9 protein-coding genes are annotated in these 13,768 nt (G+C 52.1%); 1 reads left to right on the plus strand and 8 read right to left on the minus strand.

The genetic code is table 11. The annotated features are described in order from the left end of the window. Positions 1 to 384 precede the first annotated feature (384 nt). The 5 genes from EV681_RS04020 to EV681_RS04040 form a co-directional block, all read right to left on the minus strand. Positions 385 to 663, minus strand: coding sequence for a HigA family addiction module antitoxin (locus EV681_RS04020; protein ID WP_130303342.1), 279 nt, complete (start codon positions 661 to 663; stop codon positions 385 to 387). Between the two features lie 354 nt (positions 664 to 1,017). After that, a complete protein-coding gene (locus EV681_RS04025; RefSeq protein WP_207227004.1) occupies positions 1,018 to 1,431 on the minus strand; it encodes a TetR family transcriptional regulator in 414 nt (137 codons plus the stop codon). Continuing rightward, the gene (locus tag EV681_RS04030; RefSeq protein ID WP_207227005.1) at positions 1,421 to 3,259 is read right to left on the minus strand and encodes a tyrosine-type recombinase/integrase; all 1,839 of its coding nucleotides are present in this window, start codon (positions 3,257 to 3,259) and stop codon (positions 1,421 to 1,423) included. Before EV681_RS04030 ends, EV681_RS04025 begins: the two co-directional genes overlap by 11 nt. Positions 3,260 to 3,261: 2 nt before the next feature. Then, the gene (locus EV681_RS04035; protein WP_130303343.1) at positions 3,262 to 4,872 is read right to left on the minus strand and encodes a hypothetical protein; all 1,611 of its coding nucleotides are present in this window, start codon (positions 4,870 to 4,872) and stop codon (positions 3,262 to 3,264) included. 10 nt (positions 4,873 to 4,882) lie between these two features. Then, positions 4,883 to 6,040: a tyrosine-type recombinase/integrase gene (locus tag EV681_RS04040; protein ID WP_130303344.1), complete on the minus strand. Its 1,158-nt coding sequence runs from the start codon at positions 6,038 to 6,040 to the stop codon at positions 4,883 to 4,885. Positions 6,041 to 6,167: 127 nt separating this feature from the next. On the opposite strand from EV681_RS04040, the gene EV681_RS04045 reads away from it, so the two are divergent. Beyond that, entirely contained in the window at positions 6,168 to 6,566 is a 399-nt protein-coding gene (locus EV681_RS04045; RefSeq protein WP_165392935.1) for a helix-turn-helix transcriptional regulator, read from the plus strand. A gap of 224 nt (positions 6,567 to 6,790) precedes the next feature. On the opposite strand, the gene EV681_RS04050 is transcribed toward EV681_RS04045, so the two are convergent. From EV681_RS04050 to EV681_RS04060, 3 genes are all read right to left on the minus strand, one after another. Beyond that, the gene (locus tag EV681_RS04050; protein ID WP_130303346.1) at positions 6,791 to 7,798 is read right to left on the minus strand and encodes a tripartite tricarboxylate transporter substrate binding protein; all 1,008 of its coding nucleotides are present in this window, start codon (positions 7,796 to 7,798) and stop codon (positions 6,791 to 6,793) included. A gap of 124 nt (positions 7,799 to 7,922) precedes the next feature. After that, the gene (locus tag EV681_RS04055; RefSeq protein WP_242612131.1) at positions 7,923 to 10,418 is read right to left on the minus strand and encodes a CaiB/BaiF CoA-transferase family protein; all 2,496 of its coding nucleotides are present in this window, start codon (positions 10,416 to 10,418) and stop codon (positions 7,923 to 7,925) included. 13 nt (positions 10,419 to 10,431) lie between these two features. After that, positions 10,432 to 13,749, minus strand: coding sequence for an acetyl-CoA carboxylase family protein (locus tag EV681_RS04060; protein ID WP_130303347.1), 3,318 nt, complete (start codon positions 13,747 to 13,749; stop codon positions 10,432 to 10,434). Positions 13,750 to 13,768: the final 19 nt, after the last annotated feature.

The following is a 13,768-nucleotide window of genomic DNA, read 5'->3' on the forward strand; positions in this document are numbered from 1 at the left end:
GTCGCATGCGAGGGTAAGTTATACCAGACTATAACTATCAGACACATATAGTTACTAACTTGATTGTATCCCACAATAAACTCATAGTGACTTTTTTAAGTCTCAACGCGCAACGCACCATGAGACTCGGTCAGCGAACCGACATAATCGAACAAGGTTACCATTTGAAGTAAAAGATGTTTTTGGAACAGAATTACTACCCAGCCATACACTTCATTCTTTTTTGCATCAATATCATCTATTAATATGTCTTTTACGCTCTAATTGTTTTCTTCAGTAGTTCGTCGATAAGAACGCACTGTAAAACTAGATGATTAACGGAAGATTGGAATTTACTGAACAAGATGATGCTGAAAAACTTTCACCTCACTTGCGGCTAACTGCTCAATATTTAAACAACGGTCGGACACTTGCAATTCCTTTTCTATCGACTTTCGAAAGCTCATAGTCGGATTGAACCGCCATCCAAAAGCGCGCATTATTGACTCCAGCTCGTTCTAAACGTAATGCCATTTCAGGGCTAATTCCCATGTGGCCATTTAGCAGGCGAGACAAAGTTACCCTGGACACTCCGAGCCTTATCGCAGCTTCCGTTACACTATGCCCCAATGACTGCAATACATCGACTCGAATAAGTTCGCCAGGATGAGGAAGACGTTTCATTAACAAAACCTTCTTTTGATAGAAATACTCGCTATTCAAGTGTAAAGAAATTTTAGTTCTCTATTCATGCGGAAAAAAACGTGTCTCTACGCGAAACTGCAGAGCATTTTACTTTCGCAACCAAAGTACAAGGGATCGAGAGTCATGACGGCTTAACCCGAACAATACTCTTTCCTTCGCTGTAGATCTACAGGTAGAGAGTATCCATGTCATCGTCATTGATTATTTGCGCAACGGAATTGATTGACCACATAAATCAGTTTGTGCTGCTTGATAGACAGAAAATTATACTTATAAATCTGGAGTCGCAGTTATTTTTTAAAGTCGCATTTATTTTGATAAATTACAAGAGGCCTATTTACCTCTCTTCGGACTCAGTGCAACAACCTTCCCACTGGAGACTGCTTTTATCTCGGCCAATTCGAAAAGCAGGCGCTGGTTCACAGACGCTAATCGGGCAAGCTCTGCCAACAATTGTTCATTCTCGGCGCGAAGCGCCTTCGATTTTTCCTTCTCTAGCATTAGCGCCTGATGCTTCGAGTCACGTTGGACGCGCACTGATTTCCCCATCAGGGTGCGAATTCTCTCCGCCACCGCTGGGTAGGTGTTATGAATGAGACCAGGCGTAACACCTGCTGCTCGTGCAACTGAGGCAATGGAAAGCTTTTCGTTGCCTGCGACAAGACCATCAATGACCTTATCAAGGGCATTTAGGGTTTTCGACCTTGAACGACCCGAGGCCTGACCTTCAGTGGGCTTAATCGCCATTGCCAGCCTCGACCATATAGTGGTTTATAGGAGAAAGACCCAAGCGGGTGATGACATCAAGTGCAACCTGCAAATCGCGCTCTGCACGTTGCTTTACCGCAGGGCCAGCGTCTTCGATTTTGATCAGCTCATGCTGCTGGCTGTAAATATCCTGCCAGGTGCTAGCGAAAAACTCGTCAATCACCGAATTTTTGCAGCCCGGACACCGCGTAGCTTCATACAGGCCAGCACCTCCGCAGCCTCGCTCCGTTGCGATGCACCAACCGTGTCCTGTCGCTCGAATGTTGGCATGGGGAGCTGTTTGGGCGAGCAAAGCAGCCCTATTTTTGATGGGTATTGCTCGCAGCTCCACAATTTTCTCGCCTGCGCCGCCTGCTAATGGCTGATCATCGAGCCAGGACTCAATCAGATCAACTTTAAACTCCGTCATTTGTTGCGAAATCTCGTCGAAAAGAGCCAAGTCTTGCTGTGGGTTGGATGCATACAGTTGGGTCATGCTCATACTGCTGTGCTTGAACTGCCATTTAAGCCAGATCAGTGAGGTACAACCCATGCGAGACTCTACAAAGCACCTTGCATATGTACGCCTACACTGGTGCGTCCTCAATGGCCAGTCGCTTCCAGCGGCTTTAGCAATACGATCAAATGCATGGTTAGATGCCTGGACGCTGATCGCCTCAACATGTTGCACCTTGAGTTTGCCGCCTTGGGCGTGCCGCCCTAGAAACAGTTTTTTCGAGTCCTTTCGAGCTTTTTCCAACCTCAGAAAATGTTCGGCGAGAGTACTGGCGTCGATGGTTCTTGCGAGAGTTCGAACCTCTAGTTCAAGCTCCTCTCGGATAGTAACAGAGTATCTAGCCAAAAGATCCAGCGCATCTAATGTCAACTCTGGTACAAGATATTCTACGCGCCCTTTGCCGGTTTTATGTTCGATTGTAGCGACCCAGCAAAATAGAACTCCGTTCTTATATTCTTTGCGCCAGGCGCCAAGCTCAATCCCTATGGCTTCGTCATTGCGCATACCGCTAGTTATTGAGACTATGTAGAGTACCGCATCCCGGACGCGAATAGACATTCGATCATCGCTGGGATGGTAGTCTATACCATTGGCGGCTAACTCGGTTCTCGCCTGCCAAACGACATCTTCGCAGTAATTGAAGATTTTGGATTGTTCCTCAGGAGGGATAATATCTGTACGCCCAACATTTTTGCCGACAGCATCAACACCTTTTATTTTTCCAATTCCACAAATTCGCCATAACGACGCGTCGCCCCAAGGATAATTCTGAAGGGGGAATATCGTATCAGCAGCAAATACCCAAAGGATATCAATAACCCTCAATCGTCCATAGAGCGGGAGCGGCCTTAGTTTCAACTCCTCTTTGCAATGATATATATAGTTACTGATATGGATTGGCCGGACATCGGAGCAAGTAGAAACACCTAGTCCGTTCAGCCAACGGATAAACGGCATAATACTTGCAACAGCAAAGGTAGTTATGCCACGTGCAATAGGGGGCTTCGAACCGGGGAGCCCTCTTTTAAACCAAGCGTAGGCGACCGCTTTACAGTCGTTAATGATCGCCCGAGGCATTCTCATATCCCAACTAATGAATTTGAAGCATTCGGAAACATTGGACTGGTCAAAAAATGGACGTAAATCCCATTGCGCATCGCCAAACCTGCTAAGGATTAATGTATCACCACGTTCATTTTTGATAGCGCTGATAACAATAGCATCCCGCTCAGTGGGGCTCAGGCCATTCGCTGTCACTGGCTGTGCGACGAGGACATCATATGCCCTCATCATCGCATTAGTGTGTCTCATGTTCAAATTGCACCATCCCGTTTCTTTTTCATGAAATTGATCTTATTGGCCCAGAAGGGGTGCGGAGCTGATTCAGCTTTGTCTTTTGCTTGCTTTATCAAAGCGGCATCAAATTTTCGCAAAGTAAATTCATTGATCAGTTGAATGTAAGCAATCTGTCGATTACGCCAAGCCTTCCACTCATCAGTTAGGACGTAATCGAGTTCGGCATACAGGAATTGCTGGTAGCTGAACAGGCGGTATAAATCCTCTAACGTCCCCACAATCGCGTAGCTTGGGCAGCTCAAGCAGTGAATGAACTCAGAACAATGATTTACGCCATCCTTGGGCGCTCGGCTACCGTAAAGGCTATCTTTACAGCCGCCTGGTGGTGTTGGTGTAACGTTAATGCCACGCAGCTTGTCCGGGAACGTCTCGCCAACAAATGTCGCGCCTTCAACCTTGATTTCATCGTTGATTTTCAGATAGTGGTTGTCTGCAACATTAGGACTATGGCCCATGATGGACGAAACTTCCAGGATGTCACCACCACTCAGCTTCCACAAACGACTTTCCATAGTCTTTCGTAGCAGACTGAGATTTACGTGCAGGCGGCCACCTCGATCGGCCTGAAGGGCATGACGTTCACAAATGCTTTTAGTCGAAACATATAAAGCTCCAGGCTTAAGATTAACAATTTTGTTTTCACCTCCTCGTTGCCCCGAGCGGTACAACCATACATGTGAACGAATCTCCTCTGATGCTAGCGCTACAAGCGGTTTGCTGGTTTCAAGTGCCTTGTTCAGGACTGCAACACCATCGAGTGGAATAGCGCTAAAATTATCTATCAGATTAGTTTGCCGTATTGTCTTTTTCTGGGCGCCTTTGCCCCTGCGTTTGAGAGTATTTATCACTCTGAGGTTTGGCACAAATGGATGAGGCGTGAGAGCGTCCCTTGTCATCTCTAAAAGAGGTGTAGTATTAATTCCGGATCTTGCTGCCGTGATTAGTAACATTACCGACATTGCCTCAGCACCATTACCGAGAAATGTGCCTTTATGGATGGCAATAAGGTCAGACTTCAATGCCCCCATCAGCCTCTGCATTTCACCTATGGAAAGCGGATCAGCATTCTTAGTGCTTTGCACATTGTTGGGAAACGGATTGGGCGGAAAAAGGTTATCAGTGTCGGCTTCGATGTATCCATAATCAATCAGCACGATGATCAATGATTTGATGCTGGAGTAATAGTTCTTGGCCGTTGAACCATTTGGGTGCTTTAGTTTCAGCCAAGAGATATAACGCTCTAAGTGGCGTTTAGTTAGTGCGTTTGGTGTTGCAGGGGGTGACTGCATGGCGCCACTACCTAAGAACTTCAAAAAGGGTTTCAGCCCGTTTACAGAGTAGGCAATCAACGTGGCTACGGAGAAATTGCCTCCTTGTAGTAATCTCCTGATTACAAGGATACTTTGAATTGCCCACGCGTCGAAGCCCAAACCGAGGTATTGCGAGTGGTTTAGCCGTCTGTGATTTCTCGGATTCCGAGGCCATTCAATCCTCATATCATCTTCAACAGCCTCGAATCTTTTCGTGACGGATTGCAAAACTGACTTGTAATTCTTTTTCTGTGCCAATGTAGTTCCCTCAGACGCGCTTAACGGAATCAGCCATGAACATCATGTCAATTTCATCCTCGAGAGCAAGGACGGATTGAGCCTCAAGCTGGTTAATTAGATGAAGATAAATCATCGTAGTCTGTACATCTGAATGGCCCAGCCTGTCTCTGACGTACAACAAGGGTTCACCCACAAAATCTTTGCTCTTCCGAAGGGCCAGAAGTGTATACGTGCCATATGTATGGCGTAGCATATGCGCGCGAATATAGAAACCACACTTTCGCTGATATGACTTCATAACGTCCACAACCGAATCTTTTGAATAATGCCTGCCCCGATTGGTGAGCAGGAGCGCATCAATATTGCGATCTCCGCGCGACTTGCGCACCTCTCTTTGGTGGAGTGAGTAAGACCACATATTCTCCATCAACGACCAAGGAACATCGATAGTTCTAGGGCGGTCGTACTTAAGGTGCATGTCTGTTGGGTCCAGAGCAATACTGATCATTTGCCCTTTTTGGAGCCCGTTCCTCAATCTTGGACTGAACACATACTTCAGAGGAAAAGTCCTTGCCTCGCATGAGCGGAGACCGGTACGCACCATGAGATGGAAAAGTATTTGGTGGCTTGGGTCGGTATCCAAGGCAAGGCATTCCTTAACTTGCTCCTTCGTCAAGAATTTAGCCAGACGCCGGCGGTCGCGCACCATCACCGAAGCTTTCGTGCTCTGGGATCCTCGTTGAGTAACATGGCTGAGAAGACCCGAATGGGGAGTAACCCTTACCTTTTTTTCACCGAATGGCAGCACGACTATCAGGTTACGTTGCTTAGCCCACCGGTAGAACTTCACTATCAAAGCAAGGCGATTGTTCACCGTGCCCGGATCAAGTGCTAACTCGCCAATAGACCAATCCCTGTACCTCGACAAAACGCTCAGACCGTGGGCAGGGCTTTTCGTGTTCCAGGCCAAGTCATTGGCTTCCAGGAAGGAAAAATAGTCGTACATACGCCGCCCGTAGGCTTCCCAGGTTAGATGGCTGAGAGACTCTCCTGATTCGACGAGTGTATGCCAAAGAAAGGTTTGTGCAGGCTCGACCGGCCACCCATCAGCCCCGATCAACAACGGTAAGCCTTCGAAGGATCGACCTGCCAGGGTTAAGTCTTTTGTTGCGAATACAAGTCTCATTTCGCTGCCTTTAGCCACTCCGAATGAATTGCCTCAAGAAGGCTAGAAACGGTTGTTCCGGAGCGGTTCAGAAGCTGATGCCGACTCTACAGGATTTACTAACGGTGTCAACCCCTCAGATCATTGTTTGGCGGGTCGGGTACCCAATAAGCAACGCCAGGCTCGGCATAAACTGTACACCGACATCACGCTGTGGCTCTACTTGAATTTCGGGGAAGCCAGTCTGACAGGCACAAAGGTAGCACAGCAATTTCACATTTCGGTGCGTACGCTGCACAAGCTGTTTCACGAGTTCAATGACTCAGCGACTTTCGCCAGTTTTCTGAACGATATCCGCATGCGCAACGCCAGAAACATGCTGCGCGATTCGTTACTGGGGCATCTTAGCGTTGGCGATATCGGCTGGCTTTGCGGATTTTCGGATTCGGCCCATTTTGGCAAGGTTTTTAAAAAATACCATTCGATCACGCCCGGACAAATGCGCAATAGGGCGCACGGCGATGATGAACCCGAGGCGTCATGTTAAGTGCTGCTGCTCATGACAGCAGCACTGGTTCCGTTCAGCGTTGTTACTGCAAGCCCAGTTACTTCGCAGGGTCGGCCGGGATCCATGTTTCGGTCATTCCCTCGGCCGTTTCGGTGCAAACCATCCTCACGCAAGGCATAACGGCATATGGATTCAGTCTGGCGCTTGGCGCTGATCCGCAAGATCGACTCTTGCGGTGAACCCTCGAGAAATTGTTCAGTGAATTAATTAAGCGTGATGTTATCTCGCTTGATGACGTCAGCCAACTGCTTGGTCTCGTTCGCAATACGCGTGGCGAAATCCTTCGGGTTCGTCATGACAATGGTTCCTTGCGCACTCAGTGCTGTCTTCGCTGTCGGCACAGACATAGCTTGCCTTGCGTGCTCGTACAACTTTTCGACGATGTCGACAGGGGTTCCAGCGGGTGCCAGCAGTCCCAACCAGAACGTTAAATCAATACTGGGAAAACCCGCTACTGCCATCGTGGGAACATCGGGCATCTGGGAAATGCGTTGTTTGGGTGTGACTGCGAGGGCCTTGAGTTTTCCCGCGCGAATTTGTGGAACGCTGGCCAAGGTGTCGAACAACGTATTCACCTCGCCAGCCATCGTCGCCATGCTCGCCTGCGATCCAGACTTGTACGGGACATGCGTGGCCTTGAACTGCCCGTCATTGCTCAACATTGCATACGCCAGGTGCGCGAGATTGCCTACACCACCAGAGCCGTAACTGAGCTCAGAAGGGTGGCTCTTGGCAAACGCAACCAAATCCTTTACGGAATTAATGCCGTGCTTATTTGCCCACTCCGCATTGACGTTCAGGATGAACGGCGCATCCAGCACCAGTGCGATGGAGGCAAAGTCCGTCGACTTGTATGGCGAGTTTTTGTAAATCAACGGATTGCCGGTAATGCTGCTGCTGTTGGTAGCCAACAAGGTATAGCCGTCCGGTGCCGAACGAGCGACTTCCGTTGCACCGATGGAGCCGTTGGCCCCGCCTTTGTTTTCCACGATTACCGACTGTCCTAGGGACTTTGAAAGACCGTCGGCAAGCAGGCGAGCCATTGCATCGGTAATGGATCCCGCTGGAAATGGAACGATGATTCGAATCAGCTTGGCTGGCCACTTTTTATCCTGTGCAAACGCCATGGGAGAACTCAGCCCAAACGCTGACGCTCCCGCGACGCCTGCGGCAGCGACTAGAAAATCTCTACGCGATCTCAATATTGCCATGTTATGTCTCCGAAAATTTGATGAACAAAAATAAAAGCTTCAAGTTGCGATATCTATGGATCGCTCTGTACAACGCTCGCAAGCCAGCCATTCGGTGTCAACAGGAACGGCCACTTGAGAAAAATCAAAAAAAACGCTTTTCACCTGCGCCAGGCAGTTTTTTCCTGGTTGCAGAGGTTCCGGTGATTCCGCAATCCTCTAGTGCTTGTTGCTGTTGCCGAGTCATTCCAAGCACCCGGGAGAAGACCTCACGACTGTGCTCACCCAGCGTGGGCGCCGGACGTACTATCTGCGTTGGCGCAGCCGTCTCTCTGAACCAGGGCGTCGTGGCCAGATACTCCCCAAGATAAGTACGCGCTATCTTTTTGAAGAAGCCCCTGTCGTTCAGGTGTGGATCGTCCAACACACGCCAGACTGGTTCTACCACACCCGCAGCAATGCCGGCCATTTGCAGTTCACGCATGGCGTTGTCCGCCGATCGCTGTTTGGACCATGCGCTTATGTGGGCATCTATCTGTTGTTGTTGCGAACGACGGCCCCCAACCTGATTCAGCGACGAATCGGAGCCCAGGTGGGGAGCACCAATGACGTAGACCAGGGTCTGCCATTGTGTGTCGTTGGTGACGCTCAGAACCACCCACTCGTCATTGCCCGCACATGGATAAACACCGTGAGGGGAAAATATCGGATGCACGTTACCGTTTCTCGGCGTCGTTTTCCCGCAAACGGAATGCTCCACGATGAATGGGGCGACCATTGAAAGCATGCATTCAACTTGCGAAAGATTAACGTGCCTGCCTTTTCCTGTACGCGTTTGCACCAGTAGCGACAGTAGGGCGGCCGCGCCGCCGTTCCATCCACCTATAGGATCGCCATACGCGTAGGAAGTCAATGAGGGCGGATTCTGTGCAAATCCCGTGTGATGCGGTAAGCCGCTAGCCTGCTCAAGCGTGCCGCCATAAGCCCGCGTGGTGCTCCACTTGTTGCCGCCGCCAAACGCGGGCATGGATACCATCACCAGCCGTTCATTCACCTTGGACAAAGCCGCGTAATCCAGGCCCAGTTTGGGGAGCACCTCAGTTGAATAGTTTTCGATGACGATGTCGGCTGTTCTTACCAATTCGAGTAAAACGGCGCGCCCTTCCTGGCGCGTCAGATCCAGGGTAATGCCAAGCTTGTTTCGGTTCATCAGAGCGAAGTTCGAATTCTTCTCGTACAGCCGCTCGTTGTAGAACTCGTCGGTGTAATGCGTTCCTCTCCACCAATCCGGATACTGAGCCCCTTCGACTTTGATGACTTCGGCGCCAAAGTCTGCGAGGGTTCGCGCTGCCAGGGGTCCTGCCCACCCCATGGTCAGATCTATCACGCGAATCTTCCGAAGCGGCGGCACAGCCACTTTTGCGCGGGTACGGCGTACCCGCCTGGCCAGGCCTGCATCGGTGCGATAGAATTGATTGTCTGCACCCTTCACCGGCGCAGAGCCTCCCGGCAACGGTCCTGCATCGTCGAGCGGAAACGGCACGACCACACCTTCAAACTGTTTGGCCCCAGACTTCACCGGAACAAATGCGCCTCGCTCACGATGAACCTGCTGCGCCAGCAGTTCATCCATTGTCGGCACGAGAACAGCCGGGAATTTAGCCTTGCCAAGCTGCTCAAACCATTCCTGGGCCGTCTTGGCCAGCAACGCCGGGGCCAAGAATTGGTCAATCTCATCAGCATGCTTCATGCGTGTCGGACCGTTCACGAATCGAGGATCCTGGGCATGCTCAGGATGCCCCACTGCCATACATAGCGCAGCCCACTGCGGAGCCGTGTGTGCGAAAATCCCGATCCAGCCATCGCGGGTGTTGTAGATACCACCGGGGTGCGTTGTGCAAAACCGGTTGATACCCAGTCGCGCTTTGGGGTGACGCCCGTCTTGCACCATGCCGGCCTCCATCTCCACAACAGAGAAGGCAAGCTCATGAATGCTGAGCACATATCGACGGCTTCCGTCTGACTCCCCCAGCAAGGCTGACACCGCGCTCGAAAAAGCACCGATGCCAGCAACAATGTCCGTTTGCAGGTCGTGCGGCAGGTGGGGAGGTCCTTCCACAGCGCCGCTACCGTAAACAGCACCGGCCAATGCGCGGCAAACAGCAGTCGTTCCCACTAATTTGCTGTACGGACCACTTTGCCCAAACCAGGTCAAACACACCTCGATTGGCACGTTTTCGCTGTTGGCCGCTTCACTGGCGCCATAAACAGGGCGCTTCAGAACCTTGATGCCTTCACTGAGCGCTCTGGCATCGAGCACCACGTCGCAGGTTTTCGCCAGTCGCGCCAACCATGCGTGTTCCTCGATACGGTTACCACCTAATGTGACGTTGCGTTTGTTTGTGTTGAGCCAGGCGTTCAGCGCGCTTTGCTGCTCGATATCTGAATTTTCCAGCAGCGGAGGCGCCATCCGAAGCGCGTCTCCGTCGGAATCCTCCACCTTGATGACTTCTGCGCCAAAGTCTGCAAAGAGCTTTCCCGCATAGGCCAATGCCGCTCCACTACCTATTTCCAGGACGCGCAGTCCGGCAAGAGCGAGCTGGCTGGCAGATTCGTGCTTAATCACAGTCTGTTCCTTCATTTATGTGCCGTGATTACCAGGCGTCGACAAAGGCGCGACGGGGACGAGCCGCGCGCAGCGATGCCGAAGCGATGCCCTGACGAATCCATGTTCGCGTTTGTGCCGGATCAATAACTGCATCAATTTCAGTGGTTGATGCCACGTTGATGGCATGCCCCCGTTCGTATGCACGGGCCACCAGCTGTTCGTAAAGCGCTTGCCGTTCCGGCCCTTCCGGAACGTTGTCGAGTTCCTTTTTGAAGCCCAGGCGGATCGAGCCTTCCAGCCCCATCGGACCAAATTCGCCGGTTGGCCAGGACACTGAGCAACTGGCCGAACGAAAACCACCGCCTGCCATTGCCATCGCACCCAGTCCGTAGCCCTTTCGCAGGGCGATGGCCAGGATTGCGACACGCAATTTTGCTGCGGTCACGAACATACGGGATACGTGGCGCACCTGAGCCTTCGCTTCTTCGTCGGGGCCAACCATGAAGCCGGGTGTATCGATCAGCGAAATGATCGGCAGGCCATGAATATCACAAAGGTTCATGAACCGGGCCGCCTTGTCTGCGGCATCAGCGTCAATGGCCCCCCCCAGATGATGTGGGTTATTGGCTATGATGCCCACCGGCTGGCCTTCAACGCGCGCAAGCGCGGTGTGCATGCCGTGCCCGAATCCCGAACGAAGCATCAATACGCTGCCTACGTCGGCGATGCCTTCAATGGCCTTGCGGCTGTCATAGACGCGCAGGCGATTCTCTGGGACCACGTGTCGCAGTTGCAGCGGATTGGGCGCTGACCAGTCTTTCGTTCTGCCCTGAAACATCGAAAGGTAATGCTTGGCGAGCTCAACGGCTTGAGCCTCATTGTCTACCAGAATGTCGATGACACCGTTGGCAAATTGCACACTCGCAGGGCCAACCTGTTCAGGCTTGAATATGCCCAGGCCGCCGCCCTCAATCATCGCGGGGCCGGCCATGCCTATATTGGAATTCTTGTCCGCGATGATCACGTCACATACACCAAGGAATGCAGCGTTGCCGGCGAAACATCGGCCGGACACGATGCCCAGCAGTGGAACTTGCCCACTGAGTTCTGCTAGCGCCGCAAATGAAGGCTGGTATAAGCCAGAAACAAATGGAAAGTCCACATCTCCCGGACGACCACCACCGCCCTCGGCGAACAGCACAAACGGCATCTCGTCGCGGCTCGCACGCTCCACCAAACGATCGGTCTTGATGTGATTTCTCTTGCCCTGTGTGCCGGCCAGAACCGTTGCGTCATAGGCCATCACGGCACTTAACGACTGTTCATAGCCGAACTGGACACCGTTGATGTTGCCGATACCGGTGACGATACCGTCGGCAGGGGTGTTTACAATCAGATCCTCCTTCGTGCGACGGCTGGCCTGTGCAGCAATGACCAATGCGCCGTACTCGACAAAGGAGCCGTCATCACATAGATCTGCAAGGTTTTCGCGGGCAGTTCGTTGTCCGCGTGCGCGTCGCTTGGCCACTGCATCCGGACGAGCCTCGTCATACAGAATGGCATGGCGATCAAGTACTGCCTGCAAATCGGGGCGGATGGCTGCCAAATCGACGGTTTCAACGGCGACCTCTGCGTCTGTACCGTCCAACGCCGGTTCCAGCACCACCAGGATATCGCCCTCAGCCGCCTGACTACCACCCTCGGCCCGTATTTGAACGACTCGCCCATTGAGTTCAGCGACAACGGAGTGTTCCATCTTCATCGCTTCGATGACCGCAATAAGCCGGCCTTTCAGAACCGCAGTGCCTGTTTCAACACAGACTTCGACAATGCGTCCGCTCAGTGGCGCGCGAGCGGCAACCAGCCCCTGGTCAAGCACTTCATGTACGACGGTTTTCTTGGCTGGCGGTGCGGTGGCAGTACGAGTTGTCTGGCTCATGAGCAGATCCTGCACCTGCTGCTCGCTTTCGAGCGCAGATGCAGTAGCGACCAAGTCCGCAAGAATCGATTCTATATAACGGGTATGGTTTTTTTGCAGGAGGAAATCATCACGATCGACAAGCGCCTTCAGTAAATGAATGTTCGTCGAAACGCCCTCTATCCGGAACTCAGCCAAACTGCGTCGCAAGCGCCTGACGACGTTTGAAAAGTCATCACTGGTGCTCGACACGATCAGCTTGGCCAACAGCGTATCGAAAGCCGGTGCCGGACAATAGCCGCTATAGGCATGCGTATCCACTCGCACATCTGGGCCAGCAGGTGGATCAAAGCGCTCCAGACAACCGTGCGCTGGTCGCGCCAAGCCGTTGGCGTCGGTGGACTCTGCTGTCACTCGCACTTGGATTGCATAGCCCTTCATCTGCGGCGGGTTCTCAGGATTCACGCCCAGCGCATCAAGGCTCTGCCCTTGTGCAATGCCGATTTGCAGCGCCACCAGATCGACCCCGGTGACTTGTTCGGTGATCGTATGTTCGACTTGAAGGCGAGGATTGGCCTCGATAAAAACAAAATCCGTTTGTACGCCGCTTTCATCTTCCTCAACGAGAAATTCAAACGTACCAAGGCTGCGATAGTTCACCTTCGAGGCAAGCTTGCGTGCGGCAGCAAGAATGTCCGTGCGCAATTGAGCCTTGAGAACAGGACTGGGTGCGATTTCAACCACTTTCTGGAAGCGACGCTGCAAGGTGCAATCGCGCTCTCCCAGCGCGACGACATGTGAGCCGTCCCCCACAATTTGCACTTCGATGTGCCGCGCACGGTTTACCAGGCGTTCTGCATAGAGGGCATCCACGCCAAATGCAGACATCGCCTCGGATCGGCAGCGAGCGTAGAGTTCAGCGATTTGATCCTTGGACTTTACGACACGCATGCCGCGACCACCGCCACCGCCCACTGCCTTGATGACGATACCCACGCGGCCCTGCTCGTCGAAGAACTGCTCGATTTGTTCCAGCGTGGCTCCTCCGTGTGTGGCTGGCATCACAGGTACACCGCACTCCCTGGCAAGCCGCAGTGCGCTGCCCTTGTCGCCAAACAAGGCCAATTGCTTGACTTCGGGGCCAATGAAGGTAATGCCAGCAGTAGTACACGCTTGAGCAAAATCCGGTCGTTCACTCAGAAAGCCATAACCAGGGTGAATGGCATCGCAGCCCTCGCTTTTTGCTGCAGCGATAATGAGGTCGATATCAATATAGGCCGCAGGACCCGCCCCATTCAGTGCAACTGACGCATCCGCCAGAATGCGATGCCGACAATTGGAGTCATCGCTCGAATAGACCGCCACGCTGAGCATTCCCAAATCACGTATGGCGCGAAGAATGCGAACGGCAATTTCGCCACGATTGGCAACCAAAATTTTCTTCATAATGTCCTGATTTCCTGTC

The organism is Advenella incenata (assembly GCF_004217095.1).
Lineage (GTDB): Bacteria > Pseudomonadota > Gammaproteobacteria > Burkholderiales > Burkholderiaceae_B > Advenella > Advenella incenata.